The sequence below is a fragment of the Kitasatospora sp. NBC_01302 genome (assembly GCF_035976515.1).
Lineage (GTDB): Bacteria > Actinomycetota > Actinomycetes > Streptomycetales > Streptomycetaceae > Kitasatospora.
On record NZ_CP108404.1, the window covers coordinates 5116240 to 5136500 of the forward strand.

Sequence of the window (20261 nt, forward strand, 5' to 3'; positions counted from 1 at the left end):
GGACACCCTGTGAAGCTCCAGCGGAACGGCCGCACCAAGGCCCTCGCAATCGGTGCCGTGGCGCTCGTCAGCTCGCTGTCGCTCGCGGCCTGCGGCTCGGACAACAACACCACCAAGACCAGCAGCACCGCCAGTGGCGCCTCCAGCGCCGCGGCGATCACCTGCGCCTCGAAGCAGTCCCCCCTCCAGGGTGCCGGTTCGACCGCTCAGGGCAACGCGGTCGACGTCTGGAAGGCCGCCTACGGCGACGCCTGCTCGGGCTCGCAGGTCAGCTACAACGGTGTCGGCTCCGGTGCCGGTGTCGCCCAGTTCAACCAGGGCAAGGTGGCCTTCGCCGGCACCGACTTCGCCCTCAAGGCGAGCGACATCGACGCCTCGAAGGCGGTCTGCCAGAACGGCGGCCAGGCGATCGACCTGCCGATGGTGGCCGGCCTGGTCACCCTGGTCTTCAACGTCCCCGGTGTCGACAACCTGACCCTCGACGGCCAGACCGCCGCGAAGATCTTCGACGGCCAGATCACCAAGTGGAACGACCCGGCCATCGCCGCCCTCAACCCGGGCGTGAACCTGCCGGGCGACAACATCCAGACCTTCCACCGGTCGGACGACTCGGGCACCAGCTACAACCTGACCTCGTACTTCGCCAAGACCTCGAACGGCGCCTGGAGCTACGCGCCGAACAAGACCTGGCAGGGCAAGGGCGGCCAGTCGGCCACCGGCAGCGCCGGTGTCGCGGCCCAGATCAAGCAGACCTCGGACTCGATCGGCTACGTCGAGCTGTCCTACGCGCAGAACAACAGCCTGAAGACGGCTTCGATCTCCACCGGCGCCACCAAGGCCGTCGAGGCCACCGCCGCGAACGCCGCCACCACGCTGGCCAACTCCACCGTGATCGGCACCGGCAACGACCTGGCGCTGCAGCTGGACTACGGCACCAAGGCCGAGGGCGCCTACCCGATCGTCCTGGTGACCTACGAGATCGCCTGCGACAAGGGCAACAACGCGGCCACCCTGCCGGCGCTGAAGTCCTTCTTCAACTACATCGCGAGCAACGGCGGCCAGCAGGCCATCGCCACCAAGGGCTACGTCCCGCTGCCGACCCCGATCGCCAGCAAGGTCCAGGCCGCCATCGGCAACCTGAGCTGATCCGAGCTCTGCTCAACGGTCGGCGGTCCCGCGTCGGGGGGACGGGATCGCCGGCCGACCACAGCGCTTTCCGTTGAACGTTTCGTCCGGGGCACCGCCGCCATGGTGCCGCCCGCCCGCCGGGCCGCACCGCCAGACCGGAGTTAGAACCTCATGACCTCCTCCCCACCGCCCGGCTCCGCTGAGCAGCCAGGGCCAGCCACCTCCGTCCAGGGCCGTCCACCCGCGTCCGCCGAGCAGCCCGCGCGCAGCTCGCTGAAGGGCAACAGCCGCTTCGGTGACAGCCTGTTCTTCGGCCTCTCGGCCGGGTCCGGCATCCTGCTGCTGGTCATCATGGCCGCGATCGCGGGCTTCCTGCTGTACCGCAGCGGGATGGCGATCAGCAAGGACCAGACGAACTTCCTGACCACCTTCGGGTGGGACCCGGACAACCTCCTCAAGCCGAGCTTCGGCATCGCGGTGCTGGCCTTCGGCACCGTGGCGAGCGCGGCCATCGCGATGATCATCGCGGTCCCGGTCGCGATCGGCATCGCGCTGTTCATCTCGCACTACGCGCCGCGCCGGATCGCCCAGCCGTTCGCCTACCTGGTGGACCTGCTGGCCGCCGTGCCCAGCATCGTCTACGGCCTGTGGGGCGCGCTCTTCCTGGTGCCGCACCTGAACGGCCTGATGAGCTGGCTGAACGACTACCTCGGCTGGACCTACATCTTCAAGACCACCCACCCCGGGGCGCCGGCGCGCAGCCTGTTCACCGTGGGGATCATCCTGGCGATCATGATCCTGCCGATCATCACCGCGGTCAGCCGCGAGGTGTTCCGCCAGGTGCCGCGGATGCACGAGGAGGCGGCGCTCGCGCTGGGCGCGACCCGCTGGGAGATGATCCGCACCGCGGTGATCCCCTTCGGCCGTCCGGGCATCATCTCCGCCTCGATGCTCGGCCTCGGCCGGGCGCTCGGCGAGACCATCGCGGTGGCCACCGTGCTGTCCTCCAGCAGCGAGCTGTCGCTGCACATCCTGGACGCGGGTGGCGGTACCTTCGCGCAGAACATCGCGCTGAAGTTCGGTGAAGCGGGCACCGTCGGCAAGGACGCCCTCATGGCGGCCGGCCTGGTGCTGTTCGCGATCACGTTGCTGGTGAACGGTGCGGCGCGGCTGATCATCGCCCGTCGCAAGGAGTACTCGGGGGCCAACGCATGACCACCGCGCCTTCTGTCGCCGACCGCACGCCGGTCCCGCTGCTGCGCCACTCGCTGACCGCCGCCCGGCTGCCCCGCTGGGCCCCGCCCGGTATAGCCGTGCTCGCCATCGCGCTCGGCTGCGCGATCGGCGCGGGCTTCGGCCTGGTCAGCCACCTGCAGTGGGGCCTGATCGCCGCGCTGCTCTTCGTCGCGATCACCTTCGGCCTCTCGGCCCGCGTCGAGGGGGTCCGGCAGGCCAAGGACCGGATCGCCACCTCGCTGATCTGGGTCGCCTTCATCCTCGCGATCATCCCGCTGGTCTCGCTGATGGTCTACACCATCCAGCAGGGCGCCGGCGTGGTGAACGGCGACTTCCTGAGCCACTCGATGCGCGGGGTGGTGGCCTCCTCCGGCCCTGGCGGCGGCGTCTACCACGCGCTGCTCGGCACCCTGCAGCAGATCGGCCTCGCCACCGCGATCGCCGCTCCGATCGGCCTGCTCACCGCGGTCTACCTGGTCGAGTACGGCCGGGGTCCGCTGGCGAAGGTCGTCACCTTCTTCGTCGACGTCATGACGGGCATCCCGTCGATCGTCGCCGGTCTGTTCGTCCTGTCCGTCTGGAACATCGGGCTCGGTTTCGCCTACTCCGGCTTCTCGGGCAGCCTCGCGCTGGCGATCCTGATGATGCCGGTGGTCGTCCGGTCCACCGAGGAGATGCTCAAGCTCGTCCCGAACGAGCTGCGCGAAGCCTCGTACGCGCTCGGCGTGCCCAAGTGGAAGACGATCCTGCGGATCGTCCTCCCGACCGCGATCGGCGGCATCGCCACCGGTGTGATGCTGGCGATCGCCCGCATCGCCGGTGAGACGGCGCCGGTGATGATGCTGGTCGGCGTCTGGGACTCGATCAACGCCAATCCGTTCGTCGGGCCCCAGGAGTCGCTGCCGGTCTTCATCTGGCAGCAGTACTCCCAGGTCAACAACCAGTACGGGTACGCCCGTGCCTGGGGTGCCGCGCTGGTGCTGATCGCCCTGGTGATGGGGCTCAACCTGATCGCCCGGGGCATCGCCCGCTGGCGCTCGCCCAAGACCGGCCACTGACCGACCGACTGACGTACGAACAGACGAGAGAGACGAAAGATCATGGCAAAGCGCATCGACGTCAGCGGACTGTCGGCCTACTACGGCGCCACCCGGGCCATCGAGGACATCTCGATGACCGTCGAGCCCCGCTCGGTGACGGCCTTCATCGGCCCCTCCGGCTGCGGCAAGTCCACCTTCCTGCGCACCCTCAACCGGATGCACGAGGTGATCCCCGGCGCCCGGGTCGAGGGCAAGGTCATGCTGGACGACGAGAACCTCTACGGCTCCGGCGTCGACCCGGTGGCCGTGCGGCGCACCGTCGGCATGGTCTTCCAGCGGCCCAACCCGTTCCCCACCATGTCGATCTACGAGAACGTGGTCGCCGGCCTGAAGCTGGCCGGGGTGCGGAAGAAGTCGGTGCTGGACGGCGTGGTGGAGAACTCGCTGAAGGGCGCCAACCTCTGGAACGAGGTCAAGGACCGGCTGAGCAAGCCGGGCGCGGGCCTGTCCGGTGGTCAGCAGCAGCGTCTGTGCATCGCCCGCGCCATCGCGGTCGAGCCCGAGGTCCTGCTGATGGACGAGCCCTGCTCGGCGCTGGACCCGATCTCCACGCTGGCGATCGAGGACCTGATCGGCCAGCTCAAGGAGCGGTTCACGATCGTCATCGTGACCCACAACATGCAGCAGGCCGCACGCGTCTCGGACCGCACCGCCTTCTTCAACCTGGCCGGTGTCGGCCAGCCGGGCAAGCTGATCGAGCTGGACGACACCCAGCGGATCTTCTCCAACCCGTCGGTCCAGGCGACCGAGGACTACATCTCCGGCCGCTTCGGCTAGAGCACACCGACTGCTCCGCGGTGCTGCATGGCGGTGCCGCCGCGGAGTACGACAGGAGGGCCCGCCCCCGGGACACGGGGGCGGGCCCTCCTGCTGTGCGGACCCCGTGATCGGGGGCCCGGCCGGATCCGTCAGCCCACGGCCAGGTCGGTCAGCCAGTAGACGAGCGCGGCGACCAGGGCCGCGGCCGGCATGGTGATGAACCAGCCGAGCACGATGTTCTTGGCCACTCCCCAGCGCACCGCGCGGACCCGCTTGGTGGCGCCCACGCCCATGATCGCCGAGGTGATCACGTGCGTGGTGGAGATCGGCGCCTTGAAGACGTACGAGGTCACGTACATGATCGCGGCGGAGGTGGACTCGGCGGCGAAGCCCTGCGGCGGGTCCAGCTCGATGATCTTGCGGCCCAGGGTCCGCATGATCCGCCAGCCGCCCGCGTAGGTGCCCAGCGACAGCATGGTGGCGCAGGAGATCTTCACCCAGATCGGGATGCCGTTGCCGCTCTGGTGTCCGGAGATGGTCAGCGCCATCACCACGATGCCCATCGTCTTCTGGGCGTCCTGCAGACCGTGGGCCAGCGCCATCGCGGCGGCCGAGGCGGTCTGCGCGACCCGGAAGCCGCGCTTGGCCTTGTGCGGGTTGGCCTTGCGGAAGATCCACAGGATCGCCAGCATCACCAGGTAGCCGAAGACCAGGCCGACGACCGGCGAGAGCACCATCGGGATGATGATCTTCTCGATCACGCCGTGCCAGATCACCCCGGTGCCGGCCGCCAGTGCCGCGCCGACCAGGCCGCCGAAGAGCGCGTGCGAGGAGGAGGACGGCAGGCCGAAGTACCAGGTGACCAGGTTCCAGGCGATCGCACCGACCAGCGCGCCGAACAGGACCGTCATCCCCTGGCTGCCCTGCGGGGTCTCGATCAGGCCCTTGGAGACGGTCTGGGCCACCCCGCTGCCCAGGAAGGCGCCGGCCAGGTTCATCACCGCGGCCATCGCGAGAGCGGCCCTCGGCGTCAGCGCCCGGGTGGAGACCGAGGTGGCGATGGCGTTGGCCGAGTCGTGGAAGCCGTTGGTGTAGGTGAAGAAGAACGCCACACCGATGACGCAGATGAGTGCTGCCATGTCCACGCTGGTCAGGACTCCTTGACGGCGATGGTCTCCACCGTGTTGGCGACGTGCTCGAAGGCGTCGGCGGCCTCTTCCAGCACGTCCACGACCTGCTTGAGCTTGAGCACCTCGATCGCCTCGTACTGCCCGCTGAACAGGTGGGCCAGCAGCTTGCGGTGGATCTGGTCCGCCTGGTTCTCCAGCCGGTTGATCTCGATCCAGTACTCGTTCAGGTGCGCCATGCTGCGCAGGCGCGGCATCGCCTCGGCGGTCAGCTCGGCGGCCCGGGCCAGCACCTCGATCTGCTCCTCCACACCCTTGGGCAGGGTCTGGATGTCGTAGAGCACGACCAGGTCGACGGCCTCCTCCATGAAGTCCATGATGTCGTCGAGCGAGGAGGCGAGGCTGTAGATGTCCTCGCGGTCGAACGGCGTGATGAAGGAGGAGTTCAGCTGGTGGAAGATCGCGTGGGTGGTGTCGTCGCCCGCGTGCTCGGCGGCGCGCATGCGCTCGACGATCTCCGCGCGGGCTGCCACGTCTGAGCCCAGCAGTTCCAGCAGGAGCTTCGATCCGACGACGAGGTTCTCCGCGGCGGCGGCGAACATGTCGTAGAAGCTCGTCTCCTTCGGGGTCAGGCTAAAACGCACGGAAATCTCCGATGAGCGGGGAGTGGACTGAACGATGCTAGGTGCTCTGCGTCAGGATTGTGCAAACGGGGTGCGCGCCTGGGAACCGGATGCTCCTCTTCCGAGTCGCCGGTCGACCGGCCCGTCAGACCCCGGCGGGGACCCCGTACGTCGGCGTGCGGGTCGGTGGATCTGTGAGGTCCCAGTCTGACGGAACCTCGGGGGGAATGCGCCTGCCCGGCGCCCGATGATCCCGATCAGCCGCCCGGACGGGGTAACACCACCGGGGCCCGGGGTGCGGGACACTAGGGTCTGTCTGACGATTCCCGCCGGGCGTGGGAGCACCGGCGGCGATCGGCCGGGCGAGGGACGAGAACGGGGCAGGCCGATGACCACGAGCAACACGGAGAGCAGCACCGGCACCCAGCCGACCGGGGCGCCGGCCGGCCCGGCGCACGGGGCGGGCCCGCACGGGTACAGCTCGCACAAGGCGGACCACCTCAAGCGGCTGCGCCGGATCGAGGGTCAGGCCCGCGGCCTGCAGCGGATGGTGGAGGAGGACGTCTACTGCATCGACATCCTCACCCAGGTCTCGGCCACCACCAAGGCGCTGCAGTCCTTCGCGCTGGCGCTGCTGGACGAGCACATCAAGCACTGCGTGGCGGCGGCCGTCGAGGAGGGCGGCTCGGCGATGGACGAGAAGGTCAGCGAGGCGATGACGGCGATCAGCCGGCTGCTGCGGAGCTGAGGCCCTAGCTGTTGCGACCCTCCGGGGCGCCCGGCTCCTCGGCCTCCGGCGGCTGGTGCAGCAGCACCTCGTCGATCCGGGCGGTGGGCAGCCGCTCGGCGTTGCTGGCGGTGGCGGCGATCATCAGCTCACCGGCCAGCTCGATCTCGTCGAGGGCCGCGCTCTCGTGGCCGGCGGTCCGATCCGCTCCACCTGTCCGATCCGCCGAGGACGACACCCTGCACCACCCCTTCACCACCCGCTCGCCGGGGCGGCAGGCACCCGTCCCCCAGCCTAGAGAGTGCGCGGCCCGCCCCCCATGGCACGGACGGGTCATCTCTGCCACCGAAACGGGTGGGCCGCCCGCGCCGCCGCACCCGGCCGGTGACGGCGCGTCACTTCGGGGAGGCGCTGGAGTCCTTCATCTCGACCACGTCGGCGGCGGGCGGCTCGCTGACCTGGACCGGCTGGCCGAAGGCGCTGAGCGCGACCGTGGAGGTCACCTTCACCTGGTCCTTGGGATCCTTGGAACCGGCGACCCCGGCGAAGGTGAAGACCTCGGTGACCTTGTGCAGCCGGCCCTCGGAGTCCAGCCAGGCCTCGAACGGGACGTCCTTGACGGTGAAGGTGCTCGCCGCCATCCGCAGCCCGTTCGCCCCCTGGCCACCGGTGGCGTCGGCCGCCTTGGACAGGTCCAGGGTGCCCTTGTAGTGCTTGAGCGGCACCCCGTCCAGCGTCTCGTCACCGACCACGCTCGCCTGCTGCACGCCGCGCAGCGCGCCCGCGGCGGTGGCCGGGTCGGTGGCGCCGTTGCTGATCAGGTTGCCGTCGGCCAGCTGGCGCACGTCCAGCTCGACCCACTTGCCCGCGGGCACCTTGGCGCCGCTGTTCTGCAGGAAGACGATGCCCGGCTCGACCACCTCGACCACCTTGCCGGTGGTGGCGGCGCCCGGCGGGACCTGCACCTCGATGCGGCCGATCCGCTTGACGTAGTCGTAGGCGCCGGTGCCGGTGAAGGCGGCCTTCTTGTCCGCCGACTCGGTGGTCAGCTGGGTGGCGGCCTGGGCGGAGCCGGTGCGGCCGGTGATGTCGGCGGCGTTGCGCACCGCCGTGACCGGGTCGTCGGCGAGCTTGTCGGCCACCGGGCTCTGGCTCGCGGAGGCGCTCGCGTTCGCGTCGGCTGAGCCGCCCGAGGTGCCGCCGCAGGCGGTCAGCGCGGCGGCTAGCAGCACGGTGGCCGCGGCCGGGAGCAGGGCGCGGGTGGTGGGCGACGTGGTCATGGTGATCTCAACCCCCATGGTGATCCGGGCCCCCTCGGGCCGGATGACCTGCGGGCCGCCGCCCCTGGCTGGGCGGGGCCGGTACTGGCGAGAACGACCGCGGTCCGCCCCGGTTACGCGGCGGACGGCGTGCGGCGGTCGGCGCGCGCCGGGGCCGTGGGGCGTTCGGGGCGGGGAAACCGGGTTACCGTTGAAGCCGTGCATACGGAGCTGTCGGCCCGGTCCGACTCCCGCGGTGACCCGTCCGAGAACGTCGTCGAGCAGGGTGCCGCGAACGCCGCCGGGAGCGGCTCGGCACCCGCCCACCGGACCGAGGTCTCCGAGCGCGGTTCCTTCGCCCACGCGGCGTGCTCCTGCGGCTGGTTCGCCCCGGCCCGGCGCTCGCGCGACCGGGCCCGGCGGGACGCCGCCGAGCACCTCGCGCAGCCGGACGGCTGACGGGCGCTCAACCGCCCCCGGCCCGGCCTAGGCCGCCAGGTCGGAGTCGGTGGCCGCCGAACGCTCCTGCTCGGGCCGCGGCTGCTCGGTGCCGGCACCGCGGCGCCGCCGCCTGGGCGCGCCGACGGGGCCGGCCGTGATCAGCGGCCCGGCCGCGGTGCGGGAGAGCGCGTGGCACAGCGGCACCAGCAGGGCCATCGCGAGCGGGGCGAGCAGCAGCGCCACGGCGGTGGCCAGCGCGTAGCCGCCCAGCACGTCGGTGGGGTAGTGCACCCCCATGTACAGGCGGCAGAACCCCTGCAGCAGCGCCAGCGCGCCAGCGATCGCGCCCAGCCGGCGATTGACCAGGAAGAGCGCCACGGCGACGGTCATCGACATGGTCGCGTGGTCGCTGACGAAGGAGTGGGTCCCGGCCTTGCCGGCCACCAGCACGTCCAGGCCCGGGTGGTCGACGAACGGGCGCGGCCGGTTCACGATGGCGGCGATCGGCAGGTTGGCGAGCTCGGCGGCCACGACCGCCAGCGGCACCCAGAGCACCCCGGCCACCGCCACCGGCGCGTCCGGGCGGTGCCGGGCCTGCAGCCAGCCGACCGCGCAGAGCGCGAACAGGCCCAGCAGGATGCCGTACTCGCCGATCCAGGAGACCAGGCCGTCCAGCCAGCCGGGGGCGTCCCTGGCCCACCCGTTGACGGTGTAGAGCAGTTCGAGGTCCGGGTTGCCGGTGTCGGCCGACAGCGTCGACACGCCGTACCTCCTGTGCTCCGCCGGCCTGCTGCGAGGGTCGGCTGATCCTGTGGTGCTTGCCCTGGGAGTTAACGAGGCGGGCAGGTCACAGCGTTCCACGCCGACCGGGTGTTATGGAAACTTGACGTGGGATGGTCAGATCTGGTGGGGCGTCAGGCCCGCTTCAACGGCGTGCCGGTGGGAGCGGGCACGGGCGGGGCGGCGGGCAGGACCGGGTTCGGGGCGCTCGGGCCCGGGGTGTTCGTGCCCGGCGCGCCCGGGGCGGGCGAGGCGCTGGTGGGCTGCTGCTGGCCGGTCGCGGGGCCGCCGGTGATGGTCCCGTCGCTGCCGCGTACGGGCAGCGCGGCAGCGCCGTCCTGAGTGACCCGGGTGGCGCCGATGTAGTCCTTCTGATCGATGGAGTCGTAGCGGATCACCGCGCCCGTGTGCGGGGCGTTGATCATGTATCCGCCGCCGACGTAGATGCCCACGTGGTGGATGCTGCGCGGGTCGGTCAGGTCGGTGGCGAAGAAGACCAGGTCGCCGGGGCGCAGCTGGTCGCGCGAGGGGTGCGGGCCCGCGTACCACTGGTCGTTGGCCACCCGGGGCAGGCTGATGCCGACCGAGAGGTAGGCGGCCTGGGTCAGGCCCGAGCAGTCGAACTGGCCGTTCTGCGAGGACAGTCCCTCACCGCCCCACAGGTAGGGGGTGCCGAGCTTGGTCTGGGCGAAGTAGATGGCGCCCGAGGCCTGCGGGGAGACCGCCACGGGAGAGGTGGCGGCGGTGAAGCTCGGCACCAGGGCGAGGATCGAGCGGACGTAGCCCTGGGTCTCCGTGTAGGGCGGCACGCCCTGGTACTGCTGGACCGCGCCCCAGCCGGCGTTGTAGGCGGCGAGCATGTTGGCCACCGGGTCGCCCGGGATGCCGGTGATGTGCTGGGCGTAGTCGCAGTCGATCCGGGCCATGACCGGGATGGCGTCCGAGGGGTTCCAGGGGCTCTGGCCGGGCTGGGCGTACGAGGCCCAGGTGCTCGGGATGATCTGGCCGATGCCCTCGGCGTTCGCACTGCTGTGGGCGGTCGGGTCGAACCCGCTCTCCTGGTACAGCTGGGCGGCCAGCAGCGGCGGCGTGACCAGCGGGCACGTGCTGCTGCCGGCCTGCTGGACCAGGCTCTGGTAGGCGGCCGGGACCGTGCCGGGCGCCAGCCCGGGCGCCGAACCGGCCTGCGCGTAGCCGCTGGCGGCGTAGGTGCCGACCCCGATCAACAGCAGGAAGCCGGTCGCAACAGCTCCCCCCGCGATCGCCGCACGGGCGCCTTTCCGGAGTACCATCAGCACCATCCCGATGCAGTGTCAGAGTGCTTGTGCCCCTGAGGAGCCAGGGGTGGAGCCTCCGGCGCGACACCGGTACGCATATGCCCCCCGCACGCGCCAGGTCGATCGGCCGGCACCCTCACCAGTCTGCTGGAGGGCGTTGCTCAGCGCAATCATCGGAGATACAAAGAGTGAGCGGTATCCTTCGTACAGTGGACATCCTGGCGCACATGTCCCGTATCGCGCGACCAATCCTCAAGAAGTAGCCAAGTCGACATCAGATCTGGCCAAGAATGGGTCCCGGCTCTTCGCAGTCCCCAGGTGAGGGGCCTTCAATTGGCTGACCGGGCGGTGAGACAGGAATGCACGTGAGTGACACAGTGATGAGTGTGGGCAACACCGTGAGCGGCTACGCCAGCGGTCTGCTGGCCGACGACCCGACCACCAAGAAGGGCAACATCGACACCATTATCGGTGGTATCGCCCCGGATTGGGGTCCGTTCTCCACGCTCGGCTCGGAAGCCAGGATCATGGTGGAGGTCGTGATGGCGGTGGCCATCCTGGCCTGCCTGGCGATCGCGGTCTGGGGCGCCGCGAAGCAGCGGATCGGGGCGACCGCGATGCGTGACACCTTCAGTGCCGAGCAGGGCAAGGGCCTGATCATCGCCGGCCTGACCGGCGTGTTCATCATCGGATCCCTGGGCACCCTGTTCACCATTGTCTACGGCATGGCCATCTGACGATCAGACAGGCAGACCAGTCACACTGGTCCCTGTCGGTTGACCCGGCTGGTCGGTCGGCCCAGCGGGCCCGCCGGTCAGCGCTGGTCGACTGCGGTCGGCATCGGTCAGAATCGGATGACCGGATCCGGCGGACCAGGCAGGCCGGGCCCAGTCGCCGTCAGGCGTACCGGGCCTGACGGACCGGGCAGGCCCGCCCGGCTCGTCCCAGGGATCCCGGATCCGACCGTCCCGGTCGGTCGGGCTGCCGCAACCGACCGGATTGTCACGCTGGAGCCCACCACCGGCTCCCTGTCCCAGGAGGGCCGCCGTGCCGTTGCCCGACGACCAGCCGCACACCCGTACGCGGCTGCCGGTCGGCGAACAGTCCTCCCCGTACCCGACCCGCCGTCAGCCGCGCCCGCTGCGCGCCCTGCTGACCGTGCTGCTGGTCGTCGCCCTGCTGGTGGTCGCCCTCGTGATCGCCAACCACGACAAGCCCGCCTCCTCGGCCGACGGACAGCACGGCCCCGCCCCCCTCCCGCCCGCCACCGCGGCCACCGCGCCCAGCGGCACCCAGCCGGTCGGCACCACCAGCAACGGGATCGGCACCGGCTACCCCGACACCGACCAGGGCGCCCAGTCGGCGGCGGCCAACTACGCCGTCGCGCTCGGCGGCGCCGACATGTTCCGGCCCGACGGGCGGCGCACCGTGCTCGCCGCGATCGCCGACCCGGCCGTCGCCGACGCGCTGCGCGCCCGGCTGGACCAGGCGATCACCCCCGCCGTGCTCAGCGGCTACGGCCTGGACGCCCAGGGCCAGGCGCCCAAGGGGCTCACCTTCGTCAGCCGCGCGGTGCCGATCGGCACCCGCACCGACGGCTACACGGCCGACAGCACCAAGGCGCTGGTCTGGTGCGCGGGGCTCGGCGGCCTGGCCGGGACCTCCTCGACCAAGCCGGTGAGCGCCTCCTGGTACACCCTCACGCTGACCCTGCACTGGACCGGCGGGGACTGGAAGCTCACCGACTACACCCGCCAGGACGGGCCCGCGCCCGTCCCCGCCGACCAACAGGCCGCCAGTGCCGATGAGATCACCGGCGCCGTCCAGCAGTTCGGAGGCTTCCGCTATGCCCGCTGACGGCCCACAGCCCTCCCTCGCCCGCCGCGCCGGCGCGTTGGCGGGGACGCTGGCGACGCTGCAACTGGGGGCGCTGCTGCTGGCCCAGCGCGTCTTCGCGGCCCCCAGCGCCCCACCTTCGGGGAGCCCGAGCCCGTCGGCGGGTGTGAGCCAGAAGCCCTGTGACTTCCCCCTTCCGGGGGCCGACACGGTCTGTGGTTCCAACACGGGTGGCACCAGCCTCCCCGGCTCCTCCACCGTCGGCTCCGTCACCGACCCGCTCGGCTCCCTCGCCAAGGCCTGCGCCCAGGCCGCCGCCTGGGTGGTGCGCAGCCTGTCCGGCGCGATCAACGGCACCACGCAGGTGGACTTCACCAACGCCAGCTTCCTGCAGCAGTACGCCGTCGTCTTCGCCGGCGCCACCGTGGTGACCCTGGTGCTCTGGCTGCTCGCCGTGACCAAGCGGGCGGTGCGCGGGGTGCCGCTGCACCAGGCCTTCTCGGAGGCGATCGGCTTCCTCTGGCTGACCGTGGTGGCCTCCGCCTTCACCCCGCTGATCCTCTACACCCTGGTCGGCGCGACCGACGGGCTGACCACCGCGATCGCCTCCGGCACCAAGTCGGACACCGGCACCTACCTGGGCGGCCTGGCCGACACCCTGGAGCACGGCACGATCGGCGGCGGCCCGCTGATCCTGATCCTGGTCTCGCTGATCGGCGTGCTGGCCGCCGCCGTGCTCTGGATCGAGCTGCTGATCCGGGCCGCGATGCTCTACGTGGGAGCGCTGCTCGGCACCGCGGTCTACGCGGGCCTGGTGGACAAGCAGCTGTGGAAGCACGTGCGCCGCTGGGCCGGCCTGATGGCCGCGATCGACCTGGCCAAGCCGGTGATCGTGATCATCCTGGGCCTGGCCAGCGCGATCTCCACCGGCTCGGGGGCCTCGGACGACTTCGCCCGGATCCTCTCCGGGCTCGCCATCCTCTTCCTGTCGATCTTCGCCAGCAGCGCCATCTACCGCTTCGTGCCCGGCTTCGGCGACGAGATGCTGCACCTGCGCCAGGCCAGGGCCAGCGCCGTGTCGGCCGGATCGGCGATGATCAACGGGCCGGCCAACCTGGTGAAGCAGGGCATCTCGACGCACGGCTCGCGCGGCGGTGCCGAGGGCGGCGCCGGCGGTGGCGGTGGCGGGGCCGGCGGCGGTTCGGTCGCCCCGGGCATCGCTGCGCACGCCTCGCGCAGCACGGCGCCGCCGGCCCCCGCCAAGCCGCCGGCTCCGGCTCCGGCCCCGGCACAGAACCCAGCGAAGGGAGGGTGACGCACCTTGAGCAGCGAACCGCTCGGCCAGTACGGGGGGCAGTACGCCCAGAGTTATGTCCACCAGCGCCGCACCTACCTGATCGGCAAGGCCCGGCCGAACGCGCCGATCGGGCGCAACCGGGAGTCCGGCGAGATCCTGCTGATCATCTTCGGCGCCTTCCTGGGCATGCTCTGGGGCCTGCTGATGCCGGTGCTGTCGCTGCGGATCGCCGGCCTGGTCGGCCTGCCGGCGCTGGCGCTGGCCGCGGTCTACGTCCCCTACCGGCGCCGCACCTTCTACAAGTGGGCCGAGATCAACCGCACCTACCGGCGCACCCTGCGCAGCGGCCGGGCAGTGTGGCAGTCCACCGCGATGGACGCGGGCACCGCGCTGAGCGGCCGGGAGGTCGAGGTCGGCCCGCCGCCCGGGGTGGGCCGGCTGCGCTGGCTGAGCGCGCCGTTCGGGCCGGACGAGGTCGGGGTGCTGATGCACCTGGAGCGGCGCACGGTGACCGCGGCGATCGAGATCGAGGGGCCGGGCGTGGGCCTGCGCGACTCCGAGGACCAGGAGGCGCTGGTCGACCGGTTCGGCACGCTGCTCAAGCACGTCGCCAACGGGGACGGCTTCGTGACGCGGCTGCAGATCCTGGCCCGCACCCTGCCCGCCGACCCGGACGCGCACGCCAAGGACGTCGAGCGGCGCGGTGACCACGAGGCGCCGCGCTGGCTCAAGGACTCCTACGACCAGCTGCAGTCGATGGTCTCCACCTCCTCCGAGCAGCACCGGGCCTACCTGGTGGCCTGCATGCACTACACCCGTGACCTGGCCGCCGAGGCACATGCGATGGGCCGCAGCGCCACCGGCGAGCGGGCCCGGGACGACGACGGCCTCGCCGCCGTGATGGCCCGTGAACTGACCGACATCTGCGCCCGGTTGGCCGAGGCCGACATCCGGGTGCGGCAGCCGCTGGGCCAGGCCAGGCTCTCCTCGCTGCTGCACTCGATGTACGACCCGGACCACCCGATCGACCACATCCAGGCGATGACCCGGCGCAACGCCTGGCCGGCCGAGCTGGACGCCACCCACCCGCAGTACCTGCAGGCCAAGACCCGCGAGTCGGTCACCCGTGAGCCCTGGTGCCACGCCACCGCCTGGGTCAAGGAGTGGCCGCTCACCCCGGTGGGTGTCAACTTCCTGGCCCCGCTGCTGGTGCACACCCCGGACGTGATCCGCACGGTGGCCGTCACCATGGACCTGGAGCCCACCGACGTGGCCATCGAGCGGATGCTCACCGAGAAGACCAACGACGAGGCCGAGGCCAGCCGGGCCGCCAAGATGAACCGCACGGTCGACCCGCGCGACCTGGCCCACACCGGCCGGGTCGACCAGCGCGGCGACGACCTGGCCTCCGGCGCCGCCGGGGTCAACCTGGTCGGCTACATCACGGTCTCCTCCCGCAGCCCCGAGGCGCTGGCCCGGGACAAGCGGACCATCCGGGCCTCGGCCGGCAAGAGCTACCTCAAGCTGGAGTGGTGCGACCGCGAGCACCACCGCGCCTTCGTCAACACCCTGCCGTTCGCCACCGGCATCCGCCGCTGACCTGCCCTGGAGGCCCCCCTTGGCGATTGGCAACATGACCGACGCCTTCACCAGCCTGATGTTCGGCAAGGTGGAGACCACCCGGCTGCCGGTGCGCACCTCCACCGGTCAGGCCCAGGCGGTCTACCTGCCCACGGCCGCACCGGGGCTGGGCGACTCCGGGGTGATCATCGGCCGCGAGGTCTACAGCGGCAAGGGGTACGTCTACGACCCGTTCCAGCTCTACGGCCAGCAGCTGCCGGCCCCGCACTGGCTGGTCCTCGGCGAGTCCGGCAACGGCAAGTCGGCGCTGGAGAAGACCTACGTGCTGCGCCAGTTGAGGTTCCGCGACCGCCAGGTGGTGGTGCTCGACGCGCAGGGCGAGGACGGGGTCGGCGAGTGGAACCTGATCGCCGACGCGCTGGGCATAAAGTCGGTGCGCCTGGACCCGATGGCGGCCCGGGACGGCGGCGTGAAGCTCAACCCGCTGGACCCGGCGATCACCACCACCGGTCAGCTCTCGCTGCTGCGCACCATCATCGAGGTGGCGATGGGGCGCGGTCTGGAGGAGCGGGCCGGTTTCGCGCTGAAGGCCGCGCACGCGCACGTGCGGGCGACCGTGACCGACCGTCAGCCGATCCTGGGCGACATCATCGACACGCTGCGCCGCCCCGACCTGTCCTCGGTGGAGTCGCTGGGGGTGGATCCGGAGGAGGTGCAGTCCTGGGGCCTGGACGTGGCGCTGGTGCTGGACCGGCTGGTCGACGGTGACCTGCGCGGCATGTTCGACGGGCCCACCACGACCGGCATCGACCTGGACGCCCCGCTGATCGTCTTCGACCTCTCGCACATCGACCGCAACTCGATCGCGATGCCGATCCTGATGGCGATCGTGGGCGTCTGGTTGGAGCACACCTGGATCCGCCCCGACCGCCGCAAGCGCATCTTCCTGGTCGAGGAGGCCTGGCACATCATCAACAGCCCCTTCGTCGCCCAGCTCTTCCAGCGGCTGCTGAAGTTCGGCCGCCGGCTGGGCCTGTCCTTCGTCGCGGTGGTCCACCACCTGTCCGACGTGGTGGACGGGGCCGCGGCCAAGGAGGCCTCGGCGATCCTGAAGATGGCCTCCACCCGCACCATCTACATGCAGAAGGCCGACGAGGCCCGGGCCACCGGGCGGGTACTCGGCCTGCCCCGGTGGGCGGTGGAGATCATCCCGACCCTGTCGCCCGGCATCGCGGTCTGGGACGTCAACGGCAACGTCCAGGTGGTCAAGCACATCATCACCGACAGCGAGCGCCCGCTGGTCTACACGGACCGCGCGATGACCGAGGACATGGTGGCCGAACGGGTCCGCGCGGACCGGCAGCTGGCGGCCGAGCCGGAGATCTGAACCGCCGGCCCGGCCCCGGCCCGGCCGCCTGGGCGGGCAGGACCGGCGCCGGACGGACCTTCGCTCAGTGCTCGGCGGGCTCGCCGCCCGGCCCGCTCGGCGGCCGGGGCGCGCCCGGCATCCGGATGACCGCCAGCGCCCCCGGCCCGCCGTCCTGGGCCGGTCCCAGCGCCACCTGGCCGCCGGAGTCCTGGACGGTCTGCGCCACGATCGACAGCCCGAGGCCCGAGCCGGGCAGCTGCCGGGAGGACGGGGAGCGCCAGAACCGGTCGAAGACGTACTGCAGCTCGTCGACCGGGATGCCGGGCCCGCGGTCGCGCACGGTCAGCCGGCCCTCGCGCAGCTCGACGTCGATCGAGCCGGCCGGCGGGCTGTACTTCACGGCGTTGTCCAGCAGGTTCATCACGGCCCGCTCCAGCGCGGCGGCGTCGGCCCGCACGTACCAGGGCTCCAGCACCACGTTGAAGGTCAGCCCGGGACCGCGCAGCTTGCCCCGGTCCACGGCGCGCTGGGTGATGTCGTGGAACGCGACGGTGGCCACGTTCTGCCCGGGGCGCGGCGAGTCGGGCCGGGAGAGCTGCAGCAGGTCGCCGATGAGCAGGGTGAGTTCCTGCATCTGCGCCTTCATGTTGCCCAGCAGCTTGGTGCGGGTGGCGGGCGGCAGCGGGCGACCGGTGGAGTCGCTGCGGATCATCAGGTCGACGTTGGTGCGCAGCGAGGTGAGCGGGGTGCGCAGCTCGTGCCCGGCGTCGGCGATCAGCCGGGTCTGCCGTTCGCGGGAGTTGGCCAGCGCGGTGCTCATCGAGTTGAAGGAGTCGGAGAGCCGGGCGATCTCGTCGTTGCCGTGCACCGGGATGGTGGTGCCGACCTCCTCGGTGCGGGCGATGTGCTCGACCAGGTCGGTGAGGTCGTGCACCGGCTTGAGCGCGGCGCGGGCCACGATGCGGCCGGTGATGCCGGCCACGGCCACGCCTATGGCGGCCACGCCCGCGAGCAGGAAGGCCAGTTGCTGCAGCGAGTGGTCGACGTCGGTGAGCGGCGAGGCGAGCAGCATCACCATGTCCTGGCCGGAGGCCCGGTCCACGTAGTGGGTGACCCGGATCATGGCCGGTGTGCCGTCGGTGAAGTGGCCCTGCCGGAAGTTGCCCTGGTTCGGGGGCAGGTTGAGCACGTCGTAGTCGGAGGGGGCCACCACGATGGCGCGGTTGGCGCCCAGGCTCAGGCAGACGCTGGTGCTGCCGGCGGGCAGGTACTCCGAGTCGCCGCCGCGGCCCGGCCCGGGGAAGGGCCCGTTGGGATGAGCCGCCTCCCACTCCGTGTTCGCCGTCTTGACCTGGGTCAGCGCCCCGGGGGCGGTGGTCGCGCAGCTCGGCAGGGTGTGGGTGAACGGCACCGAAGGCAGCGGCACGTTGGAGAGCTGGACCCGCTGGAGGTCGTAGAGCTTCTCCTGGACGATGAACCAGGCGGCCACCGAGCACATCGCGATCGCCAGCGCGACCGCCACCGAAGCCATGATGGCCAGCCGGCTGCGCAGCGACCTGCCCCGGTACCACCCCTTCATCCGTCCCCGCCCCCGTGCTCCTGCCTTGCGCGCCATGATTCTCAGGCCGTCGCCCCGCTGGGCGCGCGCAGAGCGTAGCCCACTCCGCGCACGGTCTGGATCAGGCGCGGCATGCCGCCCTGCTCGGTCTTGCGGCGCAGGTACATCACGTAGACGTCGAGCGAGTTGGAGGAGGGCTCGAAGTCGAAGCCCCAGACCGCCTTGAGGATCTGCTCGCGGGTCAGCACCTGGCGCGGGTGGGCCAGGAACATCTCCAGCAGCATGAACTCGGTGCGGGTCAGCTCCACCGGACGGCCGTCGCGGGTCACCTCGCGGGTGGCGGTGTTCATCCGCAGGTCGGCGAAGGCGAGCACCTCGGAGTCGTCCTCGACGGCGGTGGCCCGGGCGGCCGCCTCGGTGGCGAGGGCGTTGCGGCGCAGCAGCGCGCGGACCCGGGCGAGCAGCTCGTCCAGCTCGAAGGGCTTGGCGAGGTAGTCGTCGGCGCCCACGTCCAGGCCGGTGACCCGGTCGCCGACGGCGTCGCGGGCGGTGAGCATCAGGACGGGCGCGGTGTCCCCGCGCGAGCGCATCCGGCGCACGGCGGTCAGGCCGTCCATCCGGGGCATCATGATGTCGAGCAGCACCAGGTCGGGCTGGTCGCGCTCGACGGCCTCCAGTGCCTCGTAGCCGTCGGTGGCGGTGGTGACCTCGTAACCCTCGAAGGCGAGGCTGCTCTCCAGCGCGTCGCGCAGCGCGGGTTCGTCGTCGACCACGAGCAGGCGCGCGGCGGTCGGCTGCTCAGCAGGGGTGCGGTCGTCGGCGGGGGGAGTCATCGGCGGTGTGGCCCTCTCTGGGTCTGGAAGGGGTCTAGCCATTGTGCGGGTTCGGGCGGGGTGACCGGGCGCACCCGGGGTGAGCCGGGATGCCCGGCGTCGCGCGCCTGGCGGGAATTGTGAGACACGGCCTAGAGCGTCTGGCCGGCCTGCATCTTCGGCAGGACCTGCTTGACGGCGTTGATCGGGATCGCGAAGCCGAGGCCCACGCTGCCGGCCTGGCTGCTGCTGCTGGAGCTGCTTCCGCTGCCGGAGTACATCGCCGAGTTGATCCCGATCACCTGGCCGGCCGAGTTGATCAGCGGGCCGCCGGAGTTGCCGGGGTTGAGTGCGGCGTCGGTCTGCAGCGCCGAGTAGGTCGCGCTGTCGGAGGAGGAGCCGGACCCGGAGCCGGAGCCGAGGGACGGGCCGTTGCCGCCGTAACCGGGGAAGTACGGGTAGCCGAAGCCGCCGTTGCCGCGCGTGGTGGTCTCGTCCACCTGCACGGTGACCTGGCGGTTCTTGGCGCTGATGATGCCGGAGGTGACGGTGCCGGTCAGGCCGTCGGGGTTGCCGATGGCCACCACCGGGTCGCCGACCGAGAGCGCGTCGGAGTCGCCGAAGGCCACCGGGGTCAGGCCGCTGGCGCCGCTCGCGGTGATCACCGCGACGTCCATCGACTTGTCGCTGCCGGTGACCGTGGCGCTGGTCTTGCTGCCGTTCTGGTACATCACGGTGATCGTGCCGTCCTGGCTGACGGCGCCGGCGATCACGTGGTAGTTGGTGAGGATCTGCCCGTTCGCGGTCAGGATGACACCGGTGCCGGTCGCGGTGCCGGAGTTGGTCTGCACGGTGATCTGGACGACGCTGGGGGAGAGGTTGGCGGCGATGGCGGCGACGTTCGCGGTGCCGTCGGACTTCGCGGCCACCGGGCTGACCAGGGTGGTCGAGCTCGCGGTGGTGCTGCTGCTGTGCCGGGCGTCGGCGACCGCGCCGCCGGCCAGGCCGCCGAGGACCGCGGCGACCGCCGCGACGGCGGTGACCAGGGCGAGCCGGCCGCGCAGGAAGCCGCTGCGGGCCCTGTGCGCGGGGCCGGCGGGCTCGGGCGCCTGGCCGAGCAGGGTGGGCGGCGGTCCGTAGTACGGGGGCTGGCCGCCGGCGTCCGCGCCGGGGTAGTCGGGGCCGGCGGTGTACACCGGCTCGCCCGGGTAGCCGGGGGTGACCGGGAAGACCGTGGTGTCCTCGTGAGCGGTGGGTGCTCCGGCCGGCTTCGGCGGGAGCGGATACCCCGACTCATCTGCGGTGGTGCGGTACTGGTCGCTCATGGACCAAACCGTCCGCCCGGGGCATG

General features: G+C 71.4%; 20 protein-coding genes. 11 read left to right on the forward strand and 9 right to left on the reverse strand.

What is annotated here, in order from left to right:
* Positions 1-9 precede the first annotated feature (9 nt).
* The 4 genes from pstS (at position 10) to pstB (ending at position 4241) form a co-directional block, all read left to right on the forward strand.
* A complete protein-coding gene (gene pstS, locus OG294_RS22240; RefSeq protein WP_327068279.1) occupies positions 10-1146 on the forward strand; it encodes a phosphate ABC transporter substrate-binding protein PstS in 1137 nt (378 codons plus the stop codon).
* A 153-nt stretch (positions 1147-1299) separates the two neighbouring features.
* Positions 1300-2343, forward strand: a complete 1044-nt coding sequence (gene pstC / locus OG294_RS22245) for a phosphate ABC transporter permease subunit PstC (protein ID WP_327068280.1) — start codon at positions 1300-1302, stop codon at positions 2341-2343.
* Positions 2340-3422 carry a phosphate ABC transporter permease PstA gene (pstA, locus tag OG294_RS22250; RefSeq protein ID WP_327068281.1) on the forward strand — a complete coding sequence of 361 codons (1083 nt, stop codon included), beginning with the start codon at positions 2340-2342 and terminating at the stop codon, positions 3420-3422. The genes pstC and pstA overlap by 4 nt, the downstream gene beginning before the upstream one ends.
* 42 nt (positions 3423-3464) lie before the next feature.
* A complete protein-coding gene (pstB, locus tag OG294_RS22255; RefSeq protein WP_327068282.1) occupies positions 3465-4241 on the forward strand; it encodes a phosphate ABC transporter ATP-binding protein PstB in 777 nt (258 codons plus the stop codon).
* Between the two features lie 131 nt (positions 4242-4372).
* On the opposite strand, the gene OG294_RS22260 is transcribed toward pstB, so the two are convergent.
* Together OG294_RS22260 and OG294_RS22265 are read right to left on the reverse strand one after the other, a co-directional pair.
* Positions 4373-5368 carry an inorganic phosphate transporter gene (locus OG294_RS22260; protein WP_327068283.1) on the reverse strand — a complete coding sequence of 332 codons (996 nt, stop codon included), beginning with the start codon at positions 5366-5368 and terminating at the stop codon, positions 4373-4375.
* Positions 5369-5373: 5 nt separating this feature from the next.
* On the reverse strand, positions 5374-5994 hold the full coding sequence (locus OG294_RS22265) for a DUF47 domain-containing protein (protein ID WP_327068284.1): 621 nt from the start codon (positions 5992-5994) through the stop codon (positions 5374-5376).
* A 367-nt stretch (positions 5995-6361) separates the two neighbouring features.
* On the opposite strand from OG294_RS22265, the gene OG294_RS22270 reads away from it, so the two are divergent.
* Complete coding sequence (locus OG294_RS22270; protein WP_327068285.1) at positions 6362-6721, forward strand: metal-sensitive transcriptional regulator; 360 nt, start codon at positions 6362-6364, stop codon at positions 6719-6721.
* A 4-nt stretch (positions 6722-6725) separates the two neighbouring features.
* On the opposite strand, the gene OG294_RS22275 is transcribed toward OG294_RS22270, so the two are convergent.
* Positions 6726-6938: a hypothetical protein gene (locus tag OG294_RS22275; RefSeq protein ID WP_327068286.1), complete on the reverse strand. Its 213-nt coding sequence runs from the start codon at positions 6936-6938 to the stop codon at positions 6726-6728.
* A gap of 157 nt (positions 6939-7095) precedes the next feature.
* Positions 7096-7980, reverse strand: coding sequence for a hypothetical protein (locus OG294_RS22280; protein WP_327068287.1), 885 nt, complete (start codon positions 7978-7980; stop codon positions 7096-7098).
* 198 nt (positions 7981-8178) lie between these two features.
* Between OG294_RS22280 and OG294_RS22285 the strand changes: the two genes are divergently transcribed.
* Positions 8179-8418 carry a hypothetical protein gene (locus tag OG294_RS22285; protein ID WP_327068288.1) on the forward strand — a complete coding sequence of 80 codons (240 nt, stop codon included), beginning with the start codon at positions 8179-8181 and terminating at the stop codon, positions 8416-8418.
* A gap of 27 nt (positions 8419-8445) precedes the next feature.
* Here OG294_RS22285 and OG294_RS22290 read toward each other — a convergent pair whose 3' ends face one another.
* Together OG294_RS22290 and OG294_RS22295 are read right to left on the reverse strand one after the other, a co-directional pair.
* Positions 8446-9162: a phosphatase PAP2 family protein gene (locus OG294_RS22290; RefSeq protein ID WP_327068289.1), complete on the reverse strand. Its 717-nt coding sequence runs from the start codon at positions 9160-9162 to the stop codon at positions 8446-8448.
* A 152-nt stretch (positions 9163-9314) separates the two neighbouring features.
* Positions 9315-10472: an NlpC/P60 family protein gene (locus OG294_RS22295; protein WP_327068290.1), complete on the reverse strand. Its 1158-nt coding sequence runs from the start codon at positions 10470-10472 to the stop codon at positions 9315-9317.
* 365 nt (positions 10473-10837) lie between these two features.
* Between OG294_RS22295 and OG294_RS22300 the strand changes: the two genes are divergently transcribed.
* The 5 genes from OG294_RS22300 (at position 10838) to OG294_RS22320 (ending at position 16558) form a co-directional block, all read left to right on the forward strand.
* Positions 10838-11194: a hypothetical protein gene (locus OG294_RS22300; RefSeq protein WP_327068291.1), complete on the forward strand. Its 357-nt coding sequence runs from the start codon at positions 10838-10840 to the stop codon at positions 11192-11194.
* Between the two features lie 310 nt (positions 11195-11504).
* Entirely contained in the window at positions 11505-12314 is an 810-nt protein-coding gene (locus OG294_RS22305; protein WP_327068292.1) for a hypothetical protein, read from the forward strand.
* Positions 12304-13608, forward strand: a complete 1305-nt coding sequence (locus OG294_RS22310) for a hypothetical protein (protein WP_327068293.1) — start codon at positions 12304-12306, stop codon at positions 13606-13608. Before OG294_RS22305 ends, OG294_RS22310 begins: the two co-directional genes overlap by 11 nt.
* 6 nt (positions 13609-13614) lie before the next feature.
* Positions 13615-15189: an SCO6880 family protein gene (locus OG294_RS22315; RefSeq protein WP_327068294.1), complete on the forward strand. Its 1575-nt coding sequence runs from the start codon at positions 13615-13617 to the stop codon at positions 15187-15189.
* A 34-nt stretch (positions 15190-15223) separates the two neighbouring features.
* Positions 15224-16558: an ATP-binding protein gene (locus tag OG294_RS22320; RefSeq protein ID WP_327071623.1), complete on the forward strand. Its 1335-nt coding sequence runs from the start codon at positions 15224-15226 to the stop codon at positions 16556-16558.
* A 64-nt stretch (positions 16559-16622) separates the two neighbouring features.
* Here the strand turns inward: OG294_RS22320 and OG294_RS22325 are convergent, their stop codons facing one another.
* The 3 genes from OG294_RS22325 to OG294_RS22335 form a co-directional block, all read right to left on the reverse strand.
* The gene (locus OG294_RS22325) at positions 16623-18071 is read right to left on the reverse strand and encodes a HAMP domain-containing sensor histidine kinase (RefSeq protein ID WP_327068295.1); all 1449 of its coding nucleotides are present in this window, start codon (positions 18069-18071) and stop codon (positions 16623-16625) included.
* Between the two features lie 89 nt (positions 18072-18160).
* Positions 18161-18931, reverse strand: coding sequence for a response regulator transcription factor (locus OG294_RS22330; protein ID WP_327068296.1), 771 nt, complete (start codon positions 18929-18931; stop codon positions 18161-18163).
* 131 nt (positions 18932-19062) lie between these two features.
* Positions 19063-20235, reverse strand: coding sequence for a S1C family serine protease (locus tag OG294_RS22335; RefSeq protein WP_327068297.1), 1173 nt, complete (start codon positions 20233-20235; stop codon positions 19063-19065).
* Positions 20236-20261: the final 26 nt, after the last annotated feature.